The following is a 24,984-nucleotide window of genomic DNA, read 5'->3' as shown; positions in this document are numbered from 1 at the left end:
CTCGGGCCCCGAAGGCCGGCTGACCGACGAAGCTGTACGCGACATCGCCCCCGCCGTGCAGCGAACGGCGGCGCGACTGGCGGAACACCTCGTCCAACGCAACGACGAGTGAACCGGGACGAGTGAACCGGTAACTTTTTTCGACCCTCGTTCAACAATCGACGGGGTCGTCGGCATCTCAGTCGGCGTGACAGAACGAATACCCCGCGAAGCGGCGCCCTACCGCTTCGACGACTTCGTCCAGCAACGGCTGGACCGGCTCCTGCGCTACGCCACGGCGCTGGGGTGCGGGGCCGGAACCGTCCGCAGCCACATCTCGCGAGCACTCACCAACCTGCGTGCGGCCGAAGCCGCCCATGCTCGCACCACCGAAACCGTCAAGGGGGCTCACTCATGACCGACGACCGCACCGAAGCCCTGCTCAGGGAAGCACTGGAATACGAGGCCAACCGCGCCGTCGACCCCGGGGTGGTACAGGCCCGGCTGAACAACCGCCCGACCGAGTCGGCCCGGCGTAGGGGTCCCGCGTTGATCGGCGTGGCCGTGGCCGTCGCCGTGGTCGTCCTCACCGCCGTCGTGGTCATCCCGCGCCTGCTGGGCCAGGACGCACCGGACGAACGGCTCGCCGCGGCGACCGATGGTTCGGCACCTGTCACCGTGCTGGTCGCGGGCATGGACGACCACGGTTACACCGACTCGATCCTGCTGACCCGCGTGCACTCCGACGGCGTCTCTGTGGTGTCGCTGCCCAGGAACATCTGGACAAACGTTCCCGGGCACGGCGAGCAGCAACTGAACTCCGCCTACCGGTACGGCCGGGAAGCAGCGTTGGCCGACGGGAAGGACGCCGAGGCCGCCGACCGCGCGGGCGCTCAGACCCTCGTCTCGACGGTCGCCGATCTCACCGGCACGACCATCGACCACTACGCGCTCGTCGACACCGACGTCATCGGTGCCGTGACGAAGACCGTCGGCGGCGTGGAGGTGTGCGTGAACACCCCTGTTGACGATCCGGGCACCGAACAGCGGCGAAAGCTCAGCGGTGACGATGCGGTCACGTTCCTCGAACAACGCCGCGACCTGCCCGACGGAGACCTCGACCGCGTCGTGCGATTGCAGGCGTTCACCCGGTCACTGTTCGACTCCGTGACCCAGAGCGGCGAGCAGCTGAAAGAGGTGGCCGACGTCGTCGCCGGACACGTGCGCACCGATGCCGAGCTCGACATACTCGGCCTCGCCGAACGGCTGGCCGGCATGGAACGGCCGAGTCTGTCCGTCGCCACGATCCCGCTCTCCGACGACGAGGCGAAACTGCCGGACGGCAGGGCCGTGATCGACATCGATACGGAACAGGTACGTGCCTTCACACCACCGTTCCTCGACGGCGAGACCCCCGACGGCGACCGGCCCGATCACTCACTGCCCGACGGTGAGCTGCCCTGTGTGAACTGACCCCGCCCTTTTTCCGACACACCCGATAACACGGAAGGCCACCTTCGCCGCCGAAGCGGCGAAGGTGGCCTTCGTGATCGTGCGGTCGTGCGTGACGCCGTCCTCAGGCGAGCAGCGCGTCGACGAACGCCTCGGGCTCGAACGGCGCGAGGTCGTCGGGACCCTCGCCGAGACCCACCAGCTTCACGGGCACACCGAGCTCACGCTGCACCTGGAAGACGATGCCGCCCTTGGCGGTGCCGTCCAGCTTGGTGAGCACGATGCCGGTGACGTCCACGACCTCGGAGAACACGCGGGCCTGCGCGAGGCCGTTCTGACCGGTGGTGGCGTCGAGGACGAGCAGCACCTCGTCCACCTTCGCCTGCTTCTCCACCACTCGCTTGACCTTGCCGAGCTCGTCCATCAGGCCGGCCTTGGTGTGCAGCCGACCAGCGGTGTCGATGAGCACGGCGTCCACACCGCTGTCGATGCCGCGTTTCACCGCGTCGAACGCCACCGAAGCCGGGTCGGCGCCCTCCTTGCCGCGAACCACCTCGGCACCCACGCGCTCCGACCACGTCTGCAGCTGCTCGGCCGCGGCGGCACGGAAGGTGTCGGCGGCACCCAGCAGCACGTGGTGGTCCTGGGCGACGAGCACCCGGGCGAGTTTGCCCGTGGTCGTCGTCTTGCCGGTGCCGTTCACCCCGGCCACGAGCACCACAGCGGGCTGCTTCGTCCCGTCCACGGTGTGCGGCAAGGCACGCACGGACCGGTCGGAGTCCGGTCCGAGGGCGTTGACGAGTACCTCCCGCAGCAACGCCCGGGCCTGTTCGGCCGTGCGGACGCCGCGAGCGGACAGCTCGGTCCGCAACGTCTCCACGACCTCGGTGGTGGTGGCCGCGCCGAGGTCGGCGATCAGCAACGTGTCCTCGACGTCCTCCCACGACTCCTCGTCGAGGTCACCGGCGCCCAACAGCCCCAACAGACTCTGGCCGAGCGCGGAACGCGACTTCGACAACCGTCCCCGCAGTCGCTCAATCCGGCCGGTCGCGGGGGCGACCTCCTCCTTCGGCTCCACTGGTGCCTCGGGAGCTGCTTCGGGCGCGGGTGCGGGTTCGGCCTCGGGAGCCGTGGGCGCGACCTCCGGCTCGACCTTCTCCGGTTTCTCGGGTGCGGGGGCCTGCGTCGCCTCGTCGGTGACGGGCGCCTCAGGCGCCTGGGGAGCCTCTGGAGCCTCGGGTTCCGCCTCCGGCGCCGCCTCGGGTGCCGTCTTAGCCTCGGGAGCGGGCTCCGGGCGAGGCTTCGGCACGGGCTTGGTCTCGGGGACCTCGCGCGTCTGCTCGGGCAGGTCGACGTCCACGATGTCGCGACGAGGGGCGTCCCTCGGCACGGCGGCGTCCTCGCCCACGCCCGGCTCGCCGTCGGTCTCGGTCCGCTCGGACACCGGGTGCGGGGGCGGTTCCGGTGGCGCCTGGGGTTGGATCGGCGTTTTCTCGCCGCCCGGCGCCAGAGTGATGCCGCCACCGGCTTGGTACCGGCCTCCCTTGGGCTTTTCCTCTTCTCTGCGGCGCTCCAGGCTGATCCGGCGCTTGCGTGCGATCGTCAGCCCGGCCGCGAGTGCGACCAACAGCACAGCGGCCGCGATGACAATGATCCACAACCAGGTGTTCGACACGCTTGTCATCCTCGCACCCAGCCTCGTCGGCGGCAGTTCACCCTCGGCAAGTACGGTCAGCATCCAACTCATTGCAAATCTTTTTGGACAATCCTTTACCGAACATCTTGCGCGCGAGGCCGCTGTGGACTAGACCACTGGCGTGGTTGAAAGCAAGTCCGAGTTTCGTGTCGTCGGGTTGTTGTCCGGTACCTCGGTGGACGGCATCGACGTAGCCGTGGCCGCGTTCCGCGCCGCCGACGACGAACTCACCCTGACCCCGCTCGGCTACCGCGAACTCCGGTATCCCGAGCAGCTGCGACGTGACATCCTCGCGGCCCTCCCGCCGGCCGACTGCAGCGCCGAACAGCTCACCAAACTCGACACCCGCATCGGCCAGGCGTTCGCCGACGCCGCCGCCACCGCCGTCGACGAGATCGCGGGCGGTCACGCCGACCTCGTCGCCTCCCTCGGCCAGACCGTGTTCCACTGGGTCGAGGAAGGCAGTGCCAAGGGAACGCTGCAGCTCGGCCAGCCCGCGTGGATCGCCGAACGCACGGGGCTGCCCGTCGTGGCCGACCTGCGAGTGCGGGACGTCGCCGCGGGCGGACACGGCGCGCCGCTGGCAAGCACCCTCGACGCACTGTGGCTACGCACCGATGCGGAACGTGAGGGCAAACCCGTCGCCGCCCTCAACATCGGCGGCATCGCCAACATCACCGTGGTGCGCCCCGACGGCTCGGTACTGGCCTACGACACCGGCCCAGGCAACGCGTTGCTCGACATCGCCGCCGCCGAGGTGACCGGCGGCGCGCAGCACAGCGACGTCGACGGCGCACTCGCCTCGCGGGGAACCGTGCGAGAAGACCTACTGTCGCGACTGCTGTCCGATCCGTACTATGCCCTGGTCCCCCCGAAGTCGACCGGCAAGGAGTACTTCCACGCCGCCTATCTCCGACAGGCCACCGAGGGACTGCCGGAGATCGACGGCCCCGACCTGCTCGCCACGCTCACCGAGCTCACGGCGGCAACGGTGGCGGCCGAATGCGAGCGCCACGGTGTCAGCACCGTCGTGGCCTCCGGCGGCGGACTGCGCAACCCCGCCCTCGTGAACGCGTTACGCGCCCGGGTCACCGTGGTGCCCAGCGATGACAACGGTCTGCCGTCCGACGGCAAGGAGGCCTACCTCACCGCGCTGCTCGGCTGGCTGACCTGGAACGGCCTGCCCGCCAACGTGCCCAGCGCGACCGGAGCAGCCGGACCGCGTCCGCTCGGCGCGATCACCCCCGGGTCAGGTCCGTTACCGCTGCCCACCCCACACCCGCAGCCCGTGACCCGCCTGCGGGTCACACCCCCCGACACACCGTAGGAGACAGCCATGCGCGCCCTGGACCTCGCGATCATCGCGATATTCCTGATCGGTTCGCCGCTGCTGGGCATCTGGCTCGGCGGCAAACAGAAGTCGTCGGCCGACTACTTCGTCGGCAACAGACAGGTGTCCTGGTGGTTGGTGACGTTCTCCGTCGTCGCCACTGAGACGTCCACGCTGACGGTGATCAGCGTGCCGACCGTGGCCTATCTGGGCAACATCACGTACCTACAGCTCGCGATCGGTTACCTCATCGGTCGTGTCCTGGTGGCCTTCGTGTTGTTGCCGCGCTACTACAGCGGCAACCTCGTCAGCGCATACGGCCTCCTCGGCCAACGCTTCGGCAAGGGCATGCAGGGCACCGCGTCGGTGACGTTCCTCATCACGCGTCTGCTCGCCGACGGCGTGCGGCTGTTCGCGACGGCGATCCCGGTCAAGATGGTGCTCGCCGCGCTCGGCCTCGACGTCCCCTACTGGGTGATCATCGCTGCCATCGCGTTGGTCGCCGTCGTCTACACCTACCTGGGTGGGATCAAGGCAGTCATCTGGGTCGACGCGATCCAGATGGGCATCTACGTCCTCGGCGCGGTGGCCGCGGTGTTCTTCCTCGCGGGCAAGCTGCCCGACGGCTGGTTCGGCTCGCTGGCCGACGAGGGCAAGTTCCAGTTCTTCGACTTCACCTCCGACATCATCACCAACCAGTACGCGTTCATCACCGCCGTCGTGGGTGGCGCGCTGTTCGCGATGGCCTCGCACGGCTCCGACCAGCTCATGGTGCAGCGTCTGCTGACCTGCAAGAACGTGCGCGACAGCCAGAAGGCCGTGATCGCCAGCGGTGTGGTGGTCTTCGTGCAGTTCGCGCTGTTCCTGCTGGTGGGCGCGATGCTGTGGTCGTTCTACGAGGGCGCCGACCCGGCTTCGATGGGTCTGTCGAACAACGACGAGCTGTTCCCGATGTTCATCGTCGAACAGCTGCCCGCCGGGCTGTCCGGCATCCTGATCGCGGGCATCCTGGCCGCCGCCATGAGCACGATCTCGTCGTCGCTGAACTCGCTGTCGACCTCCACCGTGAGCGACATCTACCAGCGGGTGACGAAGAAGGAGCTGCCGGACGAGGTGGTGCTGAAGCAGGCGAAACTGTGGACGCTGATCTGGGCGGGCGTGTTCGTGATGTTCGCCTCGATGTTCACCAGCACCGACCAGCCGGTGGTCGAGGTGGGCCTGAGCATCGCCAGCTACACCTACGGTGCGCTGCTGGGCTCCTTCGCGCTCGGCATCTTCGTCAAGCGGGCGCGGCAGGCCGACGCGATCGTCGCGTTCCTGTGCACGATCGTCGTGGCCGCCGTGTTCGTCCTGGGCGTGACGTTCACCCGCGACGGTGAGGAACTGCCGCTGGCGTTCCCGTGGTACGTGCCGCTCGGCGTGGTGATCACACTGCTGGTCGGTGGGTTGATGTCGCTGCGCCACCGTGCCGCGGGCCCGGACGAGCTGGACCTGGCGAAGGAGAAGGAAACAGCCTGATCCCTCGAAGAAACGGCCGGGCGCCCTTGTGGGTGCCCGGCCGTTTCACGTCGTCGACCGTTTCACGTCGACGTGCTGTGCGCGACCGACCCCACGAACCGGGCCCGACCGTCCGGCTGCCACTCCACGGGAACACCGAGCCGTGTCGGCGGTCTGCGCAACGACTCGTGCAGGTCCTCGTATCCGATGCGCCCCAGGCGGGAAAGACGACGTCGGATGCCGGCCACGCGCTCGGCGCCGGCGAGCAACTGGTCCCACTCGGCCCGCGGGATCGCCTTGCCCGCGGCGTCGAGCACGTCGGTGTCAGCGGTCGCCCATGCCACCGGTGACGCCTCGAAACTCCACCACCGCTTGCTCCACGGCGGCGCGATGTACCCGTGCGCCACACACGGAACCGGCTGGCCGGGCACGAACCGTGTTCCCTCCCTGGCGTTGAAAGTCACCAACCGGTACGCGAACTCCGGTGGTGAGGCCAGATCACGGGAGGTATCGGCGAGCACCAGAAGCTGCACGGCGGCGTCGGCCTGCTCCACCACCATGCCGGGCACGAGCTGCCCGCCCCGGTACGGCTTCGTGGCATTGCCCGCGAACAGCCCGCGCAGAAACACGCCGATACCCGCCAGCACGGCCACCACACCCAGCACCATCGACCACCACGAAGGATCCACGCGGTCCATGCCGTCGGCGATCGCCCACACTCCCAGGCCGACGAGGACACCGCCCACGCAGACACCGACCGACAGCCACAGGGTGCGCCGGTAGACGTTCGGGCTATTGCCCCGCAGATGCTCCGGATCGATGGGCGCATCGAAGAACCGGCGTGGATCCCCCGACGGCCAGCCATGCTCTGTCTGCTCGGTCATGCGCGCATCGTCGCAGAACACCACGGTCGAGTGGGCTCGATCGAATGAAATCCGCGAGGGCGAGGGCTCGGCGTCCCCGATGTTCTCGGCCGCCCGAGGATGCGCACCGGGCTACGCGGGCTGCTCCACGGCATCGGCGGACCGCAACCGTTGCGAGATGACCTTGGTGATGCCGTCGCCCTGCATGCTCACGCCGTACAACGCGTCGGCGATCTCCATCGTGGGCTTCTGGTGCGTGATGATGATGAGCTGCGAATTCTCCCGCAGCTGCTCCAACAGCCCGATGAGCCTGCGCATGTTGGTGTCGTCGAGCGCGGCCTCGACCTCGTCCATGACGTAGAACGGCGAAGGCCGGGCCCGGAAGATCGCCACGAGCATCGCCACCGCCACCAGCGACTTCTCGCCACCGGACAGCAGCGACAACCGCTTGACCTTCTTGCCGGGCGGGCGTGCTTCCACGTCCACGCCCGTGGTGAGCATGTCGTCGGGCTCGGTGAGCACCATGCGCCCCTCCCCACCGGGGAAGAGCACGGAGAACACGGTCTCGAACTCCCGCGCCACGTCGTGGTAGGCGCTGGTGAACACCTCGAGGATCTTGTCATCGACCTCCTTGACGACGGTCAGCAGGTCCTTGCGAGTCTCCTTGAGGTCCTCCAGCTGCGTGGACAGGAACTTGTAGCGCTCCTCCAGCGCCGCGAACTCCTCCAGTGCCAGCGGATTGACCTTGCCGAGCTGCGCGAGGTCCTTCTCGGCCCTTTTGGCGCGGCGGGACTGCGTGTCGCGGTCGTACGGGATGGGCTGCGGCTCCATCACCGTCTCACCCCGTTCCCTGGCGGCCTCGTACTCGGCCATCTCCCCGGGGCCAGGCGGTACGGGCACGTCGGGTCCGTACTCGGCGACGAGGTCGTCGAGCGCGATACCGAACTCCTCGACGATCCTGGTTTCGAGCTGTTCCAGCCGCAGCCGTTGCTCGGCTCGCGCCACCTCGTCGCGGTGCACGGCGTCGGTGAGTTTCTCCAGCTCGGTCGTCAGCTCCCGCACCCGGTTGCGCACCTGGTTCAGAGCCTGTTCGGTGTGCTCACGACGCGCCTGGATGGTGTCCCGTTCGGCGGCGGCCCGCTGCAACGACGTCTCGATGCGTTCGAGCGCGGTCTCACCGCCCTCGACCACGGCGGCGGCGATGGCCGCGCCGCGTTCCCTCGCGACCCGGGCCTTCTCGGCGCGTTCCCGGGCCTGCCGCTCGGCCTCGGCCGCGCGACGCAGCGCATCGGACTTGCCCGCGATGCTGCGGGCACGCTCCTCGGCGGTGCGCAGAGCGAGACGGGCGTCCATCTCCTCCTGCCGCACCTTCGCCAGCATCTCAGCCGCTTCGTCGCGTTCGCTGGTGTCGACGTCGGTGTCCACGGGCTGTTCGGACACGGCCGCGAGCCGCTCCTCCAGCTCCTCCAGCTGGACGAGGACGTCCTCGCGGGTGCGTTCGACCTTCGCCCGTGCCTCGGTCAGCCGTTCGACCTCCGACTGTGCCGAGCGGGCGGCCTTCTCCAGGCTGGACAACCGCTCAGCCGATCGCACCTTGCGCACCTTGGCCTCGCTGAGCGCTTCCTTGGCCTGCTCCAATTCGGCGCGCCGATCCTGTTGTTCGGCGCGGGCGCCCTCCAGCTCGGCGGCCGTGCGTTCCAGTGCGCGTTCGGCGACGGCGAGCCGCTCCTGCGCCTCGTCGACGGCGGCCTGCACCTCGATGACGCTTTCGTCCCGTGCCGAACCGCCGGTGGCCCGGTGGGCGCCGAGGACATCGCCGTCGCCGGTGACCGCCGTGACCTCCGGGTACACGGACACGAGCGCGCGGGCTTCGTCGAGCGAAGGCACCACGGCGACCCGGTCCAACGCGCGCTCCACGGCGGGCCGCAACGCGTCGGGTGCGGTGACGACTTCACGTGCCCACCGCGCGCCGTCCGGCAACGCGGGCCAGGAGGCAGGGTCGCTGGGAGCCGGGGTGTCGCCGACCAGCAGTTCCGCGCGTCCGGCGTCGTGGTCCTTGAGATAGCGGAGCGCGGCGACCGCGTTGTCCCGCGCCGACACCGCCACGGCGTCGGCGACCGGGCCGAGCGCCGCGGCGAGGGCGGCCTCGTAGCCGGGATCGACGGTGAGCAGCGCCGCCACCGACCCCAACAGGCCCGGCACGTTGTCCGCCGCGCCCAACAGGGCACCGGCACCGTCCTTGCGGGCCAGCCCCATCGACAACGCGTCGACCCGTGCCTTCTCGGAGGCGATGTCGCGCTCGGCGGCCCGCTCGGCCTTGACCAGTTCGTCCACGCGCGCCTTGGCGGCCTTCTCGGCCTCCACCGCGCGCTGGTGGCGTTCGCGCAGCTCCTCGTCGTCGGATTCCTCGACGCCGCCCTCGGTCCTGGCCGCCTCCAGGTCCTCCATCGCGGCCTCGGCCCGGGCGGTGGCTTCCTCGATGCTGCTGGTGAGGCGGTCGATCTCCTCGGCGGTGGCACCGCTCTTGCTCCGCAACGCCTCGACCTGCCCGGACAACTTCGCGATGCCCTCGCGCCGGTCGGCGATGGCGCGCACGGCGGCGAGATGCGCACGTTCGGCGGCCTGTACGACTTGTTCGAGGTGTTCGCGGCGTTCGACGACCTCGGCGAGCGTCGCCCGGGCCTCCACCACGGCCTCGTTCAACTCGGCCTCCCGCTCGGCGGCCTGCTCGGCCTCGGCGAGCAGTTCCTCCGGGTCACGGCCGGTGCCTCCGGTGTCGACCTCGGCCGACAGGTGCCGTTTGCGCTCGGCGGCCAGGCGCACGGTGCCGCGCAATCGTTCGGCCAACGCCGACAGCCGGTACCAGGTGTCCTGGGCGGCGTTGAGTCTCGGCGCGTCCTCGGCGAGCGTGGCCTCCAGTTCCGTCTGTTCCGAGGTGACGAACTCCAGCGTCTGCTCCACCTCGGCCCGGCGGGCGCGAGCGGCCTTCTCGTCGGCCTCGTCCTTCTCGATCTCCCTGCGCTGGGTGACGAGATCGTCGGCGTACAGCCGCAGTTTCGCGTCACGCAGTTCGGCCTGGATCACCTGGGCGCGCCGCGCGATCTCGGCCTGCTTGCCCAACGGTTTCAGCTGGCGCCGCAGCTCCGTGGTCAGGTCGTTCAAGCGGTCGAGGTTGCCCTGCATGGCGGTGAGCTTGCGCAGGGCCTTTTCCTTGCGTTTGCGGTGCTTGAGCACCCCGGCGGCCTCTTCGATGAAGGCACGGCGTTCCTCGGGCTTGGCCTGCAGGATCTCCGACAGCTGCCCCTGCCCGACGATGACGTGCATCTCGCGACCGATACCGGAGTCGGACAGCAGCTCCTGGATGTCGAGCAGGCGGCACGTGTCACCGTTGATCTCGTACTCGCTGGCGCCGTCGCGGAACATGCGCCGCGTGATCGACACCTCGGTGTACTCGATGGGCAACGCGCCGTCGGCGTTGTCGATGGTCAACGTCACCTCGGCGCGGCCGAGCGGAGCCCGTCCGGCGGTGCCAGCGAAGATGACGTCCTCCATCTTGCCGCCGCGCAGGTCCTTGGCCCCTTGGGTGCCCATGACCCACCGCAGTGCGTCCAGCACGTTCGACTTACCCGACCCGTTGGGCCCGACGACGCAGGTGATACCCGGCTCGAAGCGCAGGGTGGTCGCCGACGCGAAGGACTTGAAGCCTTTGAGCGTCAAGCTTTTCAGGTGCACGCGGCGTAGACCCTTCCCGTACCGGTTGTTCCCGTCTCGATCCGCGGACGCGTCTTTCGATCGGATGATGCTACCGCTTGCCCAGGTCAGGTACGTGGTAGGCGGGTCTCGGCGTGGCACGCCCGACCGGCGACCGGACGGTGGGACGACTCGGGCAGTTCGGGCGGTTCGGACTCAGCGCTCGACGAAACCCGTCAGGTTGCCCTTCGGCTCCGACCACCGCTGCGCCACGTGGTCCACTCGACCGGGTGTCTGCCCGGAACGCAGCGCGGCCAGCAGGCGCTCGCACGCGTCCCTCGGTCCCTCCGCGACGACCTCCACGCGACCGTCCGCCAGGTTCGTCGCCTTGCCCACAAGCCCCAGTTCCAACGCCCGGCTGCGTGTCCACCAGCGGAAACCCACGCCCTGGACCAGGCCGTGCACCCACGCTGTCAGACGCACCGGCTCGGTCGCAGCACTCTCCTCGCGCGCACTGTCCACACCGACATCGTGCCGCAGCGGGCGGACGGTGACACGGCGAGACACGGCGAGACACCGCGAGGCACGGTGAAACACGGCGACCTGCACAGTGACGTGGCCTACTCACGCGAGTGAGTGCGTTCGCGACCGGATCAGCGCTGGTGATACGGTGCCGCGCAAGACTCGGGGACATCTGTCGGCATCTGTCGAAGGAGTCAGGTATGACCAACTCGCCAGGGCAGCCGCCGCGCGACCAGGTCGCACCGCCCCCCGAGTCCACGGGGCGGCTTCCTCGTTCGGGCTATCTCGCCCTCGCCGCCAGTGGCCTCGCGCTGTGCACGGTGTTCGCGACCGTCGCGCAGGTCATCCAGCCCGATGACCCGTCCGCGCAGCACCCGACGGCCGAGACCAGCCAGCCCACGGGCGGAGGTGCCGCCGAGCTCGTTCCGGGCCAGGCCGTGCCCGCCGAAACCACCGTCGTCATCGACGGTGTCGCGGTGACCGGCAATCTGCCCAGCTCCGACGCACCCACCACGGTCATCACCACCGACGAGAACGGCCACACGCGCACGTCGGTCCACTCGCCGACGCAGGCGCCCCCGGCCGGCGGATCGTCCTCTCCCGACGGCGGCGACGAGAGCAGCCCTCTGCCGAGGCCGACGGAGAGTTCGTCCTCCTCGACCCCGGGTCCGCACCCGTCGAAGCCGACGGATGGTCCATCGAGTCCGTCCGAGCCCGAGCCCGAACCCGAGCCGGAACCCGAACCCGAGCCCGACCCCACCGGCTCACCGGACCCCGAACCCAGCGGTGAGCCCACCTCCACGTCCGGTGGGGGCACCTCTCCCAGCGGTGCGCCCACGGTCTCCTCCACCAGCACGAGTCGAAACGATTCACCGACGGCGCCGCCCAGCCCCACACCGTCGGTCACGTCGACGACGACCACCTTCTAAACACTTCTAAACACACTGCGTCATCCCTGTCGCCTGAACGGCGTAATCACGTTCCGCTTTTCGCGGCCTTCTCCATAACCGAGACCACCTCGAATACCCCCTTAAGTATTCGATCTACACGCTAACGTCTGAGATGAACAGAAGTTTTGCTCTACCAACGATATGATGGGCGGACTCAGACATAAGGGGGTCCGCCGGTGGATGAGCCCAGTGCAGAGTTGCTGGAGAGTTACGCACGTCTGCTCGACCTTGTACGTAGCGGAATCGCCGATACCCGTCCCGCGCTGAGCCAGCGCACCGGCCTCGGCAGAACAGCCATCACCCAACGCACGACCACGCTCCTCGACGCGGGCCTGTTGGAGGAGGGTGACCTCAACCCCTCCACCGGAGGACGGCAGGCGAGGACTCTGCGCTTCCGCAAGGACGCCGGTCGCATCCTCACCGCCGAACTCGGCGCCACCGGCTTCACAGCGGGCATCACCGACCTCATGGGCACGGTGCTCACCAAACGGCACCGGGACTGCGACATCGCCCAAGGCCCCGATCCCGTGCTCGCCGAAGTCGAGTCCACACTCGACGACCTGCTGCGGGAGATCCACGGCTCGCCGTCCGACGTGTGGGGTGTCGGCCTCGGGCTGCCGGGCCCCGTGGAATTCGCCACCGCCCGCCCGTCCGAACCACCGATCATGCCCGGCTGGAACAACTATCCCGTCCGCGAACGACTCGCCGCGCGATACAACGCTCCTGTGTGGGTGGACAACGAGGTCAACCTGCTGTGCCTCGGCGAACTCCGCACCCCCGGCCTGTCCGACGGACTCGGGGACCTGCTCTACGTCAAGATCGGCACCGGAATCGGCGCGGGCATCAGCCACAACGGACAATTGCACCGCGGCGCTCAGGGCTGCGCGGGCGACATCGGCCACGCGGCCGTCTCCGACGACAACACCGTGGTGTGTCGCTGCGGCAAGACCGGCTGTCTCGAAGCCGTCGCCGGAGGGGCCGCACTCGCAAGAGACGGCGAAGAGCTGGCACGATCAGGGGAAAGCCCCGTCCTCACCGCGATCCTGAACACCAAAGGGACCGTCACGGCCGCCGACGTCACCACCGCGGCGAGCGCGGGCGATCACCACGCGGTACAACTGCTCGTGGCCGCGGGCAGACGCATCGGCGCCATGCTCGCCACGTTGGTGAACTTCTACAACCCCTCCACCATCCTGCTCGGAGGCAAGGTCGCGGAAGCGGGGGACCTGTTCCTCGCCATCATCCGCGAGACCATCTACCGCCGATCCCTTCCCCTGTCCACACGCGAACTACGCATCGAGAACGCGCGCCTCGGCGAGGAAGGAGGGCTCGTGGGCGCCGCCTACATGGTGCTCGACGAGCTGTTCTCCGTACGGCACTTCGGTAAATGGCTTCCCGCGGGCTCCCCCAGCGGCATCGCCGACATGCACGGAACGAACGGCACCCGGCAGGGACTGACACCCGCGTGACGCTCCGTCACGCCGTCTCACTGTGAACTGCGCCCCTCCGGGCACTGATCGACCCTCCGGTGACGTTGATACTGATGTAGAGCACAACCAGCGTCACCGCAGAGGTGAAAGCATGACCCACGCGTTTTCCCAGACGGCGTTCTCTCCGACGCCCCAGGCATCGGGGCTGCCGACCATGCCCACGGGCTGGCCCATCGGCTCCTACGACACCTACGCGGAAGCGCAGCGCGCGGTCGACCACCTCGCCGGCAAGGACTTTCCCGTGCAGGACGTGACGATCGTCGGCGTGGACCCGTTGCTGGTCGAGCGCGTCGCCGGGCGGCTGACCTGGGGCAGGGTGCTCGGCGGCGGAGCCATGTCCGGTGCATGGTTCGGTCTGTTCGTCGGGTTGCTGCTCAGTCTGTTCTCGCCCGGCCCCGCATTCACGGCCATCTTCATCGGCCTGCTCTCCGGTATGGGCTTCGGGGTGGCGTTCGCCGCTGCGAACTACGCGGTCGCGCGGAAGCGTCGTAACTTCATCTCCCACAGCCAGCTGGTGGCCCGCCGCTACGACGTGCTGTGTCAGCCACGCAACGCCGAGAGCGGACGCAACCTGCTGGCGCAGCTGGCGATGTCGGGACAACGCGATTTCTGACGGACCGCCTCATTCACTGGGCATACCGGGCACGGCCACGGTGAACGGCACCTCGTCGATCTCGCCGGCCGGCAGGTCCGCCAACGCCGTCCGCACACAGGCCAGATAGGCGCGAACAGTGGGCTGAGTGTGTGTACTCATGGTTCCTCTCCCAACAGATGCTCCATGGTGGCCGCGAAACCCCTCCACGTCTTCACCGACTCGGCGAGCCGCGCACGGCCCAGCTCGTTGAGGCCGTAGTACTTGCGGTGAGGGCCTTCCTCACTGGCCACGACGTACGTGGTCAGCAGCCCGGCTTTGTACAGCCGCCGCAGCGTGCCGTACACGGAGGCGTCCCCGACCTCCTCCAGTCCCGCCTGGCGCAGCCTGCGCACCACTTCGTAGCCGTAGCCGTCCTCGTGCCGCAGCACCGCCAGAACCGCGAGGTCGAGCACGCCCTTCAGCAGTTGACTCGTTTCCACCGGCCCCACCCTTCCTATGCTGTGAGCAGTACCACGCAATGCACAGTAGTGTGCAAAAAATAAAAAATAGAGCGGGTCGGTGCATGTCGAAGAGATCGCGGGATATCGAGAAACCGCTCAGCGCCGCCGCGAACGCGGCTTCGGCTGACAACGCGGGCAGTGGAACGACGACCGGTTCATGAACGCCTCACGCACGATCGCCGAACCACAGCGACGACAGGGCTCGCCCTCCCTGCCATAGGCGTCGAGGGAACGGGAGAAGTACCCCGACTCGCCGTTGACGTTGACATAGAGCGCGTCGAACGACGTGCCACCCACCCGCAACGCCTCGGCCATCACCTCGGTCGCGGCCGTCAACACATCACGCGCCTGCGCCACAGTGAGGCGGTCCGCGGGCCGGGCCCAATGCAACCCGACCCGCCACAACGCCTCATCGGCATAGATGTTGCCGACCCCGGACACCAAGGTCTGGTCGAGCAACGCGCGTTTGGCCTCGGTGCGACGCGCCCGCAACGCACGAGCCACGGCCGCGATGTCGAACAACGGGTCCATCGGGTCACGGGCGATGTGGGACACGGCCGAAGGCAGCACCGTGCCGTCGACCTCCACCAGATCCCACAGCGACAGCCCACCGAAGGTACGTTGATCCACAAACCGCAGTTCCGGCCCGCCGTCGGCGAACTCGATCCGCACCCGCAGATGCTTCTCGTCGGCCTCATTCTGCGGCTGAATCAACATCTGGCCGCTCATCCCGAGGTGCGCGAGCACGGCCGTGCCGTCGGCCAGCTCCCACCACAAGTACTTGCCCCGACGACGAACCGCCGTGATCTTCGAGCCGACGAGACGGCCGACGAAATCGGCCTCGCCCGGCACGTGCCGACGGATCGCCCTCGGATGTAACACCTCGACCGACGAGACGACCCGCCCGACCAGATGCTCTTCGAGACCCACCCGCACGACCTCGACCTCAGGCAGCTCGGGCACGCGCCGCTACTCCACCTGCTCCTCGGCCTCACCCGAGGCCGTCAGCTCCTCGTCGAGCGCGCGCCAAGCGGCCTCGGCGGCCTTCTGCTCGGCCTCCTTCTTGGTGGTGCCGTCACCGTGCCCGAGATCCCGGCCGCTGACGAGGACCACCGCGCTGAACTCCTTGCGGTGATCGGGCCCGGTGTCCGCGACCTTGTACTCGGGCACACCGAGACCCGCCGACGCGGTGAGCTCCTGGAGACTGGTCTTCCAGTCCAGGCCGGCCCCCCTACGCGGTGCCTCGGCGAGCAGCTTGCCGAACAGGCGATGCACCAGCGATCGAGCGGTCTCGATGCCGTGCTGCAGGTAGACGGCACCGATGACGGCCTCGAGACCGTCGGCGAGGATGCTCGCCTTATCCCTACCGCCGGTGAGTTCCTCCCCCTTACCGAGCAGCAGGTGCGCCCCGAGACCTCCCTCCCCGAGACCCCGCGCCACTCCGGCCAACGCGTGCATGTTCACCACGCTGGCACGCAGCTTCGCCAACTGTCCCTCAGGCAGATCCGGGTGCTGACGGTACAGGTGATCGGTGACCACCAGCCCCAGCACCGCGTCGCCGAGGAACTCCAGTCGCTCGTTCGGCGGGAGCCCGCCGTTCTCGTAGGCGTACGACCGGTGCGTCAGGGCGAGAGTCAGCAGCTCGCTGTCGAGATCGACACCAAGCGCTTCGAGAAGGGAAGTGGGATCGGCTGTCGGTCCAGTTGGCGACTTACCCCCCATACCGACGACCTTACGCAGGCTCGACAACCTGACGGCCGCCGTACTGGCCACACGTCGGGCAGGCGACGTGCTGCGGCTTCAGCTGCCGGCACGCACGGTTCTGGCAGGGCACCAGCTGCACCGGGCTCGCCTTCCACTGCGAGCGGCGCGAGCGAGTGTTGGAACGCGACATCTTCCGCTTGGGGACGGCCACGGCTGGGTCTCCTCACACAGGTCTGCTCGCAAGCAGCGAGCGGTCTTGCGAATACGGTCGAACAGGGACTGTCCGACAGGTTTACCGGTCGGAGCCGCTGGCCGTGTCGCCACCCGGAGTCTCCTCCAGGCGCTGCACCAGCGCGGCCCACCGAGGATCTATAGTCTCATGCCCGTGTCCGGGCTCGAGCTCGGCCCATTTCATACCGCAACCGGAGCACAATCCCTGGCAGTCCTCGCTGCACAACGGGACCAACGGGAGCGCGAGGACGATGGCGTCCCGCACCAGCGGCTCCAGGTCGATCCAGTCGTCGACGATCCTGCTGACCTCGTCGGAGTCGGTGGTCTCGTCCGTCGCCGAATCCGGGTAGGCGAACAACTCGGTGACGCTCACCTCGACCGCACCCGCCACCGGGTCGAGGCAACGCGAACACTGCCCCTGGGTCGCGGTCGACGCGGTGCCACTCACCAGCACACCCTCGACGACCGACTCCAGCAGGAGGTCCACCTCCACCATCGAACCCTCGGGCACCTCGATGACCTCGGGCACGCCGAGCGTCGTCGGGACGGGCAGCTTCCGCTGCAGGTGGAAACTCGAACCGGCGCGGCGGCTCAGTTCATGGGTGTCGAACAACCACGGATTGCGTGCGTCGGCACGCTGCGGGCTGGGGGTCTCTTCAGACATCAGGGTTTCTTCTGCGTGGCTTTCTGCGCGATTCGCGAAACAATCAAAACAGGCACGACCGAGCCTCGGAGTCGACGCGGGGCCAGCCGTCTCCCTCAGGGTACGCGAGATCGGGCGTCACTGGGCCTGATAGTCGTAGATCGTCTGACGCGCGGGGGGCGGCAGCGGCGAACGCAGGTGATTACGGCCCGAATCGACCGTGCGCAAAGTGGTGGAGAGCAGATCGGAGAACTCCGCGAGTTTGCCGTCCACATACGCATCGCAGTCGGCGCGCTGCCGATCGGCTTCCTCGTGCGCCTCGTCGATGATGCGAGCGGCCTCGTCATGCGCGGCCTGCACGACCTCCGTCTGGGACACCAGACGCGCCTGCTCGCGCTTGCCGTCCTCGACGGCGCGTTCGTAAGCATCCCGACCGGCCTGCACCATGCGGTCGGCCTCCGTGCGGGCACGCTCGGTGACCTCGGCGTACTCGGCCTCCCCCTCGGCGATCGTGCGGTCAGCGTCGTCGCGGGCCTCGGCCAGGATCCGCTCGGCGTGCGCGCGAGCCTCCTCCATCAGCCGTTCCGCCTCGGCGCTGGCGGAGCTGATCGTCTCGTCGGCCTGCTCGCGGGCGTTGCGGATGATCTCGTCGCGCTTGTCCAGGACGTCCTGGGCGTCGTCCACCTCGCCGGGCAGGGCGTCACGGATATCGTCGAGCAGTTCCAGTACGTCCCCCCGCGGGACGACACAACTCGACGTCATCGGGACCCCACGAGCCTCTTCGACGATCGTGACGAGCTCGTCGAGCGCCTCGAAAACCCGGTACACGGCAACTCCCTCGCGGCATCGATTCCACGCGACGGCACTAGTCTGCCGCCTTCACCGCCCGATTGGTGGTAATCACCGTGCCAGGCGTGTCCCACCGACTACGCAAGGTGCCCCGGGCCGTATCCGGCAGGGTCCGGCGGTGTTCGGCGGTGTTCGCTTCGTCCCGCGCCACGGTCGCCGGTCGTGTCCGCAGCGTGCGGTGCGGACACGGCTACGCAGACTGCGGACACGACTACACAGGCTGCGGACACGAAGTGCGCGGGGTCAGGACTGCTCGGCGAGTTTCGCCTTGAGTCGCTCGTGGACGATGGGGGGAACCATGTCAGTGACGTCGCCGCCGTAGGTGGCGACCTCCTTGACCAACGAGCTCGACAGGAAGCTGTACGCCGGGTTGTTCGACATCAGCAACGTCTCCACCCCGCTCAGCTCCCGGTTCATCTGCGCCATCTGCAACTCGTAATCGAAGTCGCTGACCGAACGCAGGCCCTTGGCGATGGCGGCGATGTCGTGCTCGCGGCAGTAGTCCACGAGCAGGCCGTGCCAGGAATCCACGCGCACGTTCGGCAGGCCCTGCGTGACCTTGCGCAGCATGTCGAGCCGTTCGTCGATGGTGAACAGCCCCTGCTTCTTCTTGTTGATGAGCACGGCCACGACGACCTCGTCGAACAGCGCGGCGGCGCGTTCGATGATGTCGAGGTGCCCGTTGGTCGCTGGATCGTAGGAACCGGGACAGACCGCTCGCCGCATGGCGCGGACGCTACCAAGCGCGGCGGAGTCGTGCGCAAGATGTGAGCAACGGCTCTCACTCGGTCCCGGCCTTACCCCGACTCCACTCGGCCGGATACTCGGCGCGGAACAACCCGTTGTCGCCGTAACGGCGGGTCCGCAGCACCCGCAACGTCTCCGGCCAGTGTGGGGGGCCGTCCCGCAAGCGGCGTTCGACCACCACCAACGCGTCGGGCGCGAGCCAGCCACCCTCGACCAGGCGGGTCAACACCACGCCCAGGGTCTTAGCGTCGACCGCGTAGGGCGGGTCGGCCAACACCAACTCGAACGGCTCGGGCGCGGGCTCGGACACCACGGTCTCGACTTTGCCTTGGCGCACCACACCACCGAGCCCGACACGGGCGATGTTGCCGCGCAGGATCTCGGCCGCGGTCCGGTCGGCCTCCACGAACACCGCCTCCCGCGCGCCGCGCGACAGCGCCTCCAACCCCAGGGCCCCGGACCCCGAGTACAGGTCGAGCACGCGCACGCCGTCCAACTCGCCCGCGGATTCGAGAGAGCTGAACAGCGCCTCCCGCACGAGCTCCGTCGTCGGTCTGGTTCCCCTGGGCGGAACCCGCAGCGTCCGCCCACCAGCCCTGCCTGCCACGATCCTTGTCACGCCCCCATGCTCGCACCCGGCCCGAAAGGCGGGACGCGGTCGGGGCCGCTCGGCCATCGCGTAAAGTCGTTCTTCACCCTTTCCGAGGCGAGGAGTGCGAGGAGCGCGAGTGTCGGAGTCCCGGGTCAGACGGGCCGAGATCGCCATCGAACAAAGACACGTGGACCGGGTGTACGCCCGGCTCGCGGAGTTGCGTGCACAGGCCGAGGCCATGCGTGCCCGCGGCTACGAGCTGGGCCGTGGCGCGCAGCGGGAAGCCGTGTTCGAGCAGGCTTCGATGCTGTACGAGCGCGACATGATGGTGTTCCACGCCAACCAGACCCTCCAGACGTTGGACGCCGAGTACGAGGGTCTGGTGTTCGGCAAGCTCGACCACAGCAGTTCGGAACCCGTCTACGTCGGACGGCTCGGCATTCGGGACGCGGAGTTCAACAACCTCGTCACCGACTGGCGGGCGCCGGCGGCGGCGGCGTTCTACCAGGCGACGGCCGAGGAACCGATGGACGTGGTGCGCCGCCGGGTGATCCGCTGCTCGGGACAGTCGGTGCTCGACATCGACGACGACGTCTTGATGCCGGAAGCGGTTCCGGACGACATGAACGTGGTCGGCGAAGGCGCGTTGATGGCGGCGCTGGGCCGTTCGCGGGGCGACACGATGCGCGACATCGTCGCCACCATCCAGAAGGAACAGGACGAGGTCATCCGCGCCCCGTGGCGCGGGGTGACCGAGATCACCGGCGGTCCGGGCACCGGGAAGACGGCGGTGGCACTGCACCGAGCCGCGTACCTGCTGTACCGCTACCGGCGTCAGCTCGGGGGCGCGGGCGTCCTCGTGGTGGGCCCGTCGGGAGTGTTCACGAACTACATCTCCCGTGTCCTTCCGTCGATGGGCGAGACCAACGTCGAACTGCGTTCACTGGGCCAGGTGCTGGACGGACTGGACGCCACCCGCCACGACCCCGCGCCGTTGGCGGCCATCAAGGGCTCGCTGCGGATGCGGAAGGTGCTCGGCAAGGCGCTGCGGGACACCCCGCCGGACGCCCCCACCGAGATGAGGATCGTCTACAAGGGCGAGGTCCTGAAGCTGAACGCCAAGGAACTCGACAAGGTGCGACGCAAGGTGCACAGCTACTCGCACCCGCCGAACCGCTCGCGCGTCCGGGCAGCCGAGGCATTGCTGGAAGCGTTGGCGGACAAGGCGGAGGAGTACGCGAGCGCCGACGGCCGCACCATCGACCGGAACGAGTTGATCACCGAGCTGGGTGAACGCATCGACTTCCACCGATTCCTCGTGACGTGGTGGCCGGTGCTGTATCCCGCGCAGGTGCTGCGGTGGCTCGGTGACGAGCGCCGACTGGCGCGCGCGGCGAGGAACGTGCTGAAAGCCGAGGAGATCACTCTGCTGTCCCGGTCGCTGGCCGACCGGGATCGCGAGTGGACGGTGGCCGACATCGCCCTGCTCGACGAGTTGCGGGTACTGCTCGGCCCACCGCCGAAACGACGGCGCAGGCGGGGCTCGGAACCGGAACTGGAACAGCAGGAGGGGCCTCGCCGCCGGCCCGAGCACTACGACGAGTACTCCCACATCGTCGTGGACGAGGCACAGGACCTGTCCCCCATGCAGTGGCGCATGGTGGGCCGCCGCGGCAAGTACGCGAGCTGGACCGTGGTGGGCGACCCCGTGCAGAGCTCGTGGCCGGACCCCGAGGAGGCTGCGACGGCGCGGAACCAGGCGTTCGGGGCGCGCACCAAGCGCAGACGCTACGCGCTGCGCACCAACTACCGGAACTCGGCGGAGATCTTCGAGCTCGCTTCGCGGGTGGTGGCTGGCCACGCGCAACCGGACGAGTTGCCGCGCGCGGTACGGACCACGGGAGTTCCCCCACAGATCCGCCGGGTCGAGCCGGACACCCTGGAGGACGCCACTCAGTTGGCGGCCAAGGAGCTCCTCGACGACGTCGAGGGCACCGTGGGCGTGATCTGCGCCATGGACCGGGTCCCCGAGGTCAGCCGTTGGCTGGCGAGTCACGACGACCGACTGAAGGTGGTCGGCAGTCTCGACTCGAAGGGCCTGGAATACGACGCGGTGGTGCTGGTGGAGCCTACGGAGCTGGTCACCGAGTCGCTGACGGGACGGCGGGTGCTGTACGTGGCGTTGACCCGGGCCACCCAGCAGCTCACGGTGCTGGCCTCCGACGACGACTGGCTGACGCCCGAGGAATGACCGGCGCGAGCCGGTCGACGTCGGCCGGACATGCTCAGCTTTCCCGATCCTCCGCAACGAACCACCCGAACGAGTTACGATGCGGCCGTGGTCGGTGACGTGGTGAAGCGGCGGGAGCCGTTGTGAATCCTCAGGAAACCACCGAACGTGCGCTGGCGGTGCATCGCCTGCTGAACACGCAACGGCCCGTGCCGGTGGAACCGTTGCCGCTGGCCAGACGCATCCCGCTACCGGATGTCCGCCCTCCCAAGGCGGGACTGGTGGCGACCCTGGCGCGGCGGCACTCGTCGTACGAGTACTCCTACGACGACCTCACGCTGACGGCGCTGAGCGCGCTACTGCGGTTCTCGATGGGCGTGCAGCGGTTCGTCCCCGCCTACGGCGTGGAGGAATACCCGTTGAGCATGGCCCCCAGCGCGGGAGGGCTGGACATCCTCCGCGCCTACGCCGTGGTGCGGCGCGTGACGGGGCTGGACCGGGGCGTGTACCGCTACGAACCGGTGTCGCACGAATTGGTGCAGCTCACCGAGACCGACCCGGGACCGGAGCTGGAGCAGGTGTACCTGCAGGACGAGTTCGCCTGGCACGCGGCCGTCACCGTGGCCATAACGGCGCGTCTCGACGTGGCGTTCGGCACGTACCCGCTGCGACACTACCGGACACTGCATGTGGACTCGGGTGTGGCCGTGCAGAACCTGTACCTGGTGAACACGGCCCTGGGACTGGCGGGCTGCGCTGTCGCCGGTTTCGACGACGCGGCGCTGAGCGCCCTGTTAGGACTGTCGGAGAACGAGATCCCCACGATGTTGTTCGCCACGGGCCACCCCGCCTGAGTGCGACGGGGTGGCCGGTTCGGCTCATCGAGCGGCGGCGTGCCAGTAGTCGGCCAGCAGACGGCCCTGGTCGGGAGCGTGGGCGGCCGGGTTGTAGAAACCGCCGGTCGCAGTGGAGGCCGAATCGAGCACGAGACTGTTGGCGCCCTCGGGCGAAGGCAGACCCAACTGCGCGTTGACGGCCCAGTCGAGTGCGCCGAAGAGCCCGCAGCCGTTCGCCTCGGGCACCGCGAACGAGTCATCGGCCTGGTCGGCACCGGACAGGACGATGTTGCTCATCTCCCCGTCCACTTGCTCGGTGCCATCGGGGGCGTAACGCACGAGTTCCAGCGTGGGCTGGGCGGTGTTGTGCGGACGCAACAGGATCGGCTCGTCGTCGGAACCGATGTAGCAGTCACCGCCGAGCAGAATGTTGTCGAGACGGATCTTCACCGGCAGGGTGACGATCGGCTGTCCCACGGACAATCCGGCGTCGAGACTGAAGTCCGTGGGTGTGCCGGCGGGTTCGACGGTGGCCACCACACGGTTGAGTCTGCTGTCGGCGGCTTTCTCGCACAGGGTCGTGAGCACGGGGATGTCGCTGGGGCACATGAGGTTGAGCAGTCCGCCTGGCACGGTCACGGGTTCGGCTCGGATACCCGCGCCCTCGGGCGACACGGACGTGTAATCGACGCCGTCGCCGAGAAGCCCCATCTGCAGGTCGGTACCCGCGGTGGGAACGGTCTTCTCCCCGATCACCATCATCCCGGACTCCGACGACGACGCCAGGCACAACGCGGCCAGGTCGGCGCCGTCCGCGGCCAACATCTCGGGATCGTCCACCGGGCACCGGTCGAAAGGCGCCCATTGGCCGGCCAATGTGGATTCGGTGACACCGGCCTCGGCTTCGTCGGCCACGGCCGGGGCCGAGACCGTCGCCGCGGTCAGCGCGACCGCGGCCAGTGTCCCGCCGAGGACGACCGCCCCACGCCCGGGTCTCGACCGTCGTGAGGACTCACTCGCTCTTCTCGGCCTCATCGCGATTCTCCTTCGTGATCCGTCGTTTCAAAAAAGCGTCCCTATTGCTGCAATTCGGGGTGAGGAGGCGGGCAACCATTCCCGTTACGGAGCTCGCAGATCGCTCCCTGGGTCATTTTCACGTAATATTCCTCGCCGGAGATCAGTCCCGTCATGAGCGCATCGAGCTCCCCGTTCTTCCCGCATCCGGAGAACGGTGGGATATCGGTGAAACCGTCGAGGATGCCGCCCGAGTCGACGTCATAGCTCGGGTAGGTCGCCGTCAGGACGACCCCCATCGGCTCTTCGGTGCGGCAGTTGTCGCCGACCTCCAAGGCGGTACCGTTCACCTCGACGTCGTAGACCCGAATGGACATGTCCACGTTGACGGTCACCAGGCCGTCGTACGGCGGAGTCGGGAGGAAGAAGATCTCGATCTCCATCGGGCTCAGTTGGCTCAGTTCGACCATCGCCGAGTTGGGCATGAAATCAAAGGCGTGGAAGTGGTTCCGGCTCGGTGGGAACTGTTTCTTGCCCTGGTAATTCAGTTCGCCGACGGTCGTCTGGCAGAAACCCGGACGGTCTTCACACAACATCGCCGAGCCCACGGCCAGGTTCACGATTCCCGGCTCGATCCGGCTGGCCGCGCCCAATCCGTCGATGTTGCTGTACCCGCCGAGATAGGCGCACCAGGCCACGCCCTCGTCGCTGATCTGCTCGCACTCGTCCGGGACTTCCCCTTGCGCGACTTCGTTCTTCGGCGCAGCCCGGCCGTCGGGAGACGGCGCCTCGGCGCCGGGAGTCGGTGACGGCTGCTCATCACCCGGTTCTTCTTGCGCCTCACCACGGACCGCAAAGGATCCGATCGTCACGTCCTGGCCTGATTCCGGCGCGCAGTCGAAGGCGACAGCGGGCACCTCCGTTTCCGGACCGTCGTCGGGGTTTCCGTCGTCGGTGTCGTCCGGCCCGTTCTCGGAACCCGCTTCGGGCTCGGATTCCTCGGGTTGCCACCCGAGGATGAGGTTGAGCCGACCGGCCGAGAACGTCAGTTCCCCGGGGACGGTGGGGGTGATCTCGGGCCCGACGCCGGTGGCCGCCACGCGCAGTTCGCCGTTGTCCGGCAACGGTGTCGAGTCGATAGCCAGCTCGGGGAACGCGACGGCTCCCGGCACGGCGTCGTCCTGCGCCTCGGTCGCGACCGAGGCACTGAACCGCGTGCTGCCGGTCACCGACGACACTCCGCGCTCGGCGAGTTCGGCGACGACCGGCTCACCCAATGCCAGCCGGACCGTCACGTCGGTCGGTTCGACCGTCGCCTCGACCGGGGACGACTCGGGCAGCGACAACCCGACCGACACCTTCACCTCGTGCTGCCGGGTTCCCGTTTCGCAGTGGTAGAGCAGTTCCGCGCTCTCGTGCTCCACTCGTGCGCCGTCGTCCGGCACGGGCTGCCCGCCGGAGGCGCTCGGCACGCCGAGCACTCCCGCCAGCACCACCGCGCCAATCACGACGGTGGGGGCCACCTTACGTTGCCTGGCGAACCGGGTCCGTTTCATGCTGTCTCTTCCACTCGG

24 protein-coding genes and 1 pseudogene are annotated in these 24,984 nt (G+C 68.4%); 10 read left to right on the top strand and 15 right to left on the bottom strand.

The genetic code is table 11. The features are described from left to right. The 3 genes and pseudogenes from M7H19_RS01160 to M7H19_RS01150 form a co-directional block, all read left to right on the top strand. Window positions 1-112, top strand: a pseudogene (locus tag M7H19_RS01160) (IclR family transcriptional regulator); the annotation flags it as partial. 75 nt (window positions 113-187) lie between these two features. After that, entirely contained in the window at window positions 188-397 is a 210-nt protein-coding gene (locus M7H19_RS01155; RefSeq protein ID WP_298175943.1) for a hypothetical protein, read from the top strand. Further along, on the top strand, window positions 394-1,452 hold the full coding sequence (locus M7H19_RS01150) for an LCP family protein (protein WP_298175941.1): 1,059 nt from the start codon (window positions 394-396) through the stop codon (window positions 1,450-1,452). The genes M7H19_RS01155 and M7H19_RS01150 overlap by 4 nt, the downstream gene beginning before the upstream one ends. Before the next feature lie 103 nt (window positions 1,453-1,555). Here M7H19_RS01150 and ftsY read toward each other — a convergent pair whose 3' ends face one another. Then, entirely contained in the window at window positions 1,556-3,115 is a 1,560-nt protein-coding gene (ftsY, locus tag M7H19_RS01145) for a signal recognition particle-docking protein FtsY (protein ID WP_298175949.1), read from the bottom strand. Between the two features lie 133 nt (window positions 3,116-3,248). Between ftsY and M7H19_RS01140 the strand changes: the two genes are divergently transcribed. Together M7H19_RS01140 and M7H19_RS01135 are read left to right on the top strand one after the other, a co-directional pair. Beyond that, window positions 3,249-4,454, top strand: coding sequence for an anhydro-N-acetylmuramic acid kinase (locus M7H19_RS01140; protein ID WP_298175939.1), 1,206 nt, complete (start codon window positions 3,249-3,251; stop codon window positions 4,452-4,454). A 9-nt stretch (window positions 4,455-4,463) separates the two neighbouring features. Further along, window positions 4,464-5,975, top strand: coding sequence for a sodium:solute symporter (locus tag M7H19_RS01135; RefSeq protein WP_298175937.1), 1,512 nt, complete (start codon window positions 4,464-4,466; stop codon window positions 5,973-5,975). 62 nt (window positions 5,976-6,037) lie between these two features. On the opposite strand, the gene M7H19_RS01130 is transcribed toward M7H19_RS01135, so the two are convergent. From M7H19_RS01130 to M7H19_RS01120, 3 genes are all read right to left on the bottom strand, one after another. Continuing rightward, a complete protein-coding gene (locus M7H19_RS01130; protein ID WP_298175935.1) occupies window positions 6,038-6,838 on the bottom strand; it encodes a DUF3239 domain-containing protein in 801 nt (266 codons plus the stop codon). A 111-nt stretch (window positions 6,839-6,949) separates the two neighbouring features. After that, window positions 6,950-10,549, bottom strand: coding sequence for a chromosome segregation protein SMC (gene smc / locus M7H19_RS01125; RefSeq protein ID WP_298175933.1), 3,600 nt, complete (start codon window positions 10,547-10,549; stop codon window positions 6,950-6,952). Between the two features lie 174 nt (window positions 10,550-10,723). Further along, complete coding sequence (locus tag M7H19_RS01120) at window positions 10,724-11,029, bottom strand: acylphosphatase (RefSeq protein ID WP_298175948.1); 306 nt, start codon at window positions 11,027-11,029, stop codon at window positions 10,724-10,726. Window positions 11,030-11,229: 200 nt separating this feature from the next. Between M7H19_RS01120 and M7H19_RS01115 the strand changes: the two genes are divergently transcribed. The 3 genes from M7H19_RS01115 (at window position 11,230) to M7H19_RS01105 (ending at window position 14,082) form a co-directional block, all read left to right on the top strand. Then, complete coding sequence (locus tag M7H19_RS01115) at window positions 11,230-11,958, top strand: hypothetical protein (RefSeq protein WP_298175931.1); 729 nt, start codon at window positions 11,230-11,232, stop codon at window positions 11,956-11,958. Window positions 11,959-12,155: 197 nt separating this feature from the next. After that, window positions 12,156-13,448 carry an ROK family protein gene (locus M7H19_RS01110; RefSeq protein WP_298175929.1) on the top strand — a complete coding sequence of 431 codons (1,293 nt, stop codon included), beginning with the start codon at window positions 12,156-12,158 and terminating at the stop codon, window positions 13,446-13,448. Window positions 13,449-13,560: 112 nt separating this feature from the next. Further along, window positions 13,561-14,082 carry a general stress protein gene (locus M7H19_RS01105; RefSeq protein WP_298175927.1) on the top strand — a complete coding sequence of 174 codons (522 nt, stop codon included), beginning with the start codon at window positions 13,561-13,563 and terminating at the stop codon, window positions 14,080-14,082. A gap of 9 nt (window positions 14,083-14,091) precedes the next feature. Here the strand turns inward: M7H19_RS01105 and M7H19_RS01100 are convergent, their stop codons facing one another. The 9 genes from M7H19_RS01100 to rsmD all read right to left on the bottom strand — a co-directional run bounded on the left by M7H19_RS01100 (window position 14,092) and on the right by rsmD (window position 19,357). Then, a complete protein-coding gene (locus tag M7H19_RS01100; RefSeq protein WP_298175951.1) occupies window positions 14,092-14,223 on the bottom strand; it encodes a hypothetical protein in 132 nt (43 codons plus the stop codon). Continuing rightward, a complete protein-coding gene (locus M7H19_RS01095) occupies window positions 14,220-14,543 on the bottom strand; it encodes a PadR family transcriptional regulator (protein WP_298175925.1) in 324 nt (107 codons plus the stop codon). The genes M7H19_RS01100 and M7H19_RS01095 overlap by 4 nt, the downstream gene beginning before the upstream one ends. 117 nt (window positions 14,544-14,660) lie before the next feature. Continuing rightward, window positions 14,661-15,527, bottom strand: a complete 867-nt coding sequence (gene mutM, locus M7H19_RS01090; protein WP_298175923.1) for a bifunctional DNA-formamidopyrimidine glycosylase/DNA-(apurinic or apyrimidinic site) lyase — start codon at window positions 15,525-15,527, stop codon at window positions 14,661-14,663. Between the two features lie 6 nt (window positions 15,528-15,533). Then, a complete protein-coding gene (gene rnc / locus M7H19_RS01085; protein WP_298175921.1) occupies window positions 15,534-16,286 on the bottom strand; it encodes a ribonuclease III in 753 nt (250 codons plus the stop codon). A gap of 10 nt (window positions 16,287-16,296) precedes the next feature. After that, window positions 16,297-16,479 carry a 50S ribosomal protein L32 gene (gene rpmF, locus M7H19_RS01080; protein ID WP_298175919.1) on the bottom strand — a complete coding sequence of 61 codons (183 nt, stop codon included), beginning with the start codon at window positions 16,477-16,479 and terminating at the stop codon, window positions 16,297-16,299. Between the two features lie 81 nt (window positions 16,480-16,560). Further along, entirely contained in the window at window positions 16,561-17,163 is a 603-nt protein-coding gene (locus M7H19_RS01075; protein ID WP_298175917.1) for a DUF177 domain-containing protein, read from the bottom strand. Between the two features lie 117 nt (window positions 17,164-17,280). Next, window positions 17,281-17,970, bottom strand: a complete 690-nt coding sequence (locus M7H19_RS01070; RefSeq protein WP_298175915.1) for a DivIVA domain-containing protein — start codon at window positions 17,968-17,970, stop codon at window positions 17,281-17,283. Between the two features lie 264 nt (window positions 17,971-18,234). Next, a complete protein-coding gene (gene coaD, locus M7H19_RS01065) occupies window positions 18,235-18,717 on the bottom strand; it encodes a pantetheine-phosphate adenylyltransferase (protein WP_298175913.1) in 483 nt (160 codons plus the stop codon). Between the two features lie 55 nt (window positions 18,718-18,772). Beyond that, window positions 18,773-19,357 carry a 16S rRNA (guanine(966)-N(2))-methyltransferase RsmD gene (gene rsmD / locus M7H19_RS01060; RefSeq protein WP_298175911.1) on the bottom strand — a complete coding sequence of 195 codons (585 nt, stop codon included), beginning with the start codon at window positions 19,355-19,357 and terminating at the stop codon, window positions 18,773-18,775. A gap of 109 nt (window positions 19,358-19,466) precedes the next feature. On the opposite strand from rsmD, the gene M7H19_RS01055 reads away from it, so the two are divergent. Beyond that, window positions 19,467-21,581, top strand: a complete 2,115-nt coding sequence (locus M7H19_RS01055; protein ID WP_298175909.1) for an ATP-binding domain-containing protein — start codon at window positions 19,467-19,469, stop codon at window positions 21,579-21,581. A 122-nt stretch (window positions 21,582-21,703) separates the two neighbouring features. Further along, on the top strand, window positions 21,704-22,414 hold the full coding sequence (locus M7H19_RS01050; RefSeq protein WP_298175907.1) for a SagB family peptide dehydrogenase: 711 nt from the start codon (window positions 21,704-21,706) through the stop codon (window positions 22,412-22,414). Between the two features lie 24 nt (window positions 22,415-22,438). On the opposite strand, the gene M7H19_RS01045 is transcribed toward M7H19_RS01050, so the two are convergent. Continuing rightward, complete coding sequence (locus M7H19_RS01045) at window positions 22,439-23,431, bottom strand: hypothetical protein (protein ID WP_298175905.1); 993 nt, start codon at window positions 23,429-23,431, stop codon at window positions 22,439-22,441. Window positions 23,432-23,472: 41 nt separating this feature from the next. Beyond that, complete coding sequence (locus M7H19_RS01040) at window positions 23,473-24,966, bottom strand: DUF6801 domain-containing protein (RefSeq protein ID WP_298175903.1); 1,494 nt, start codon at window positions 24,964-24,966, stop codon at window positions 23,473-23,475. Between the last annotated feature and the right edge of the window lie 18 nt (window positions 24,967-24,984).

Source organism: Saccharomonospora sp., from assembly GCF_027317685.1.
GTDB lineage: Bacteria > Actinomycetota > Actinomycetes > Mycobacteriales > Pseudonocardiaceae > Saccharomonospora.
Note: the sequence above shows the minus strand (reverse complement) of the source record. Positions and strands in the feature narration are given on the sequence as shown.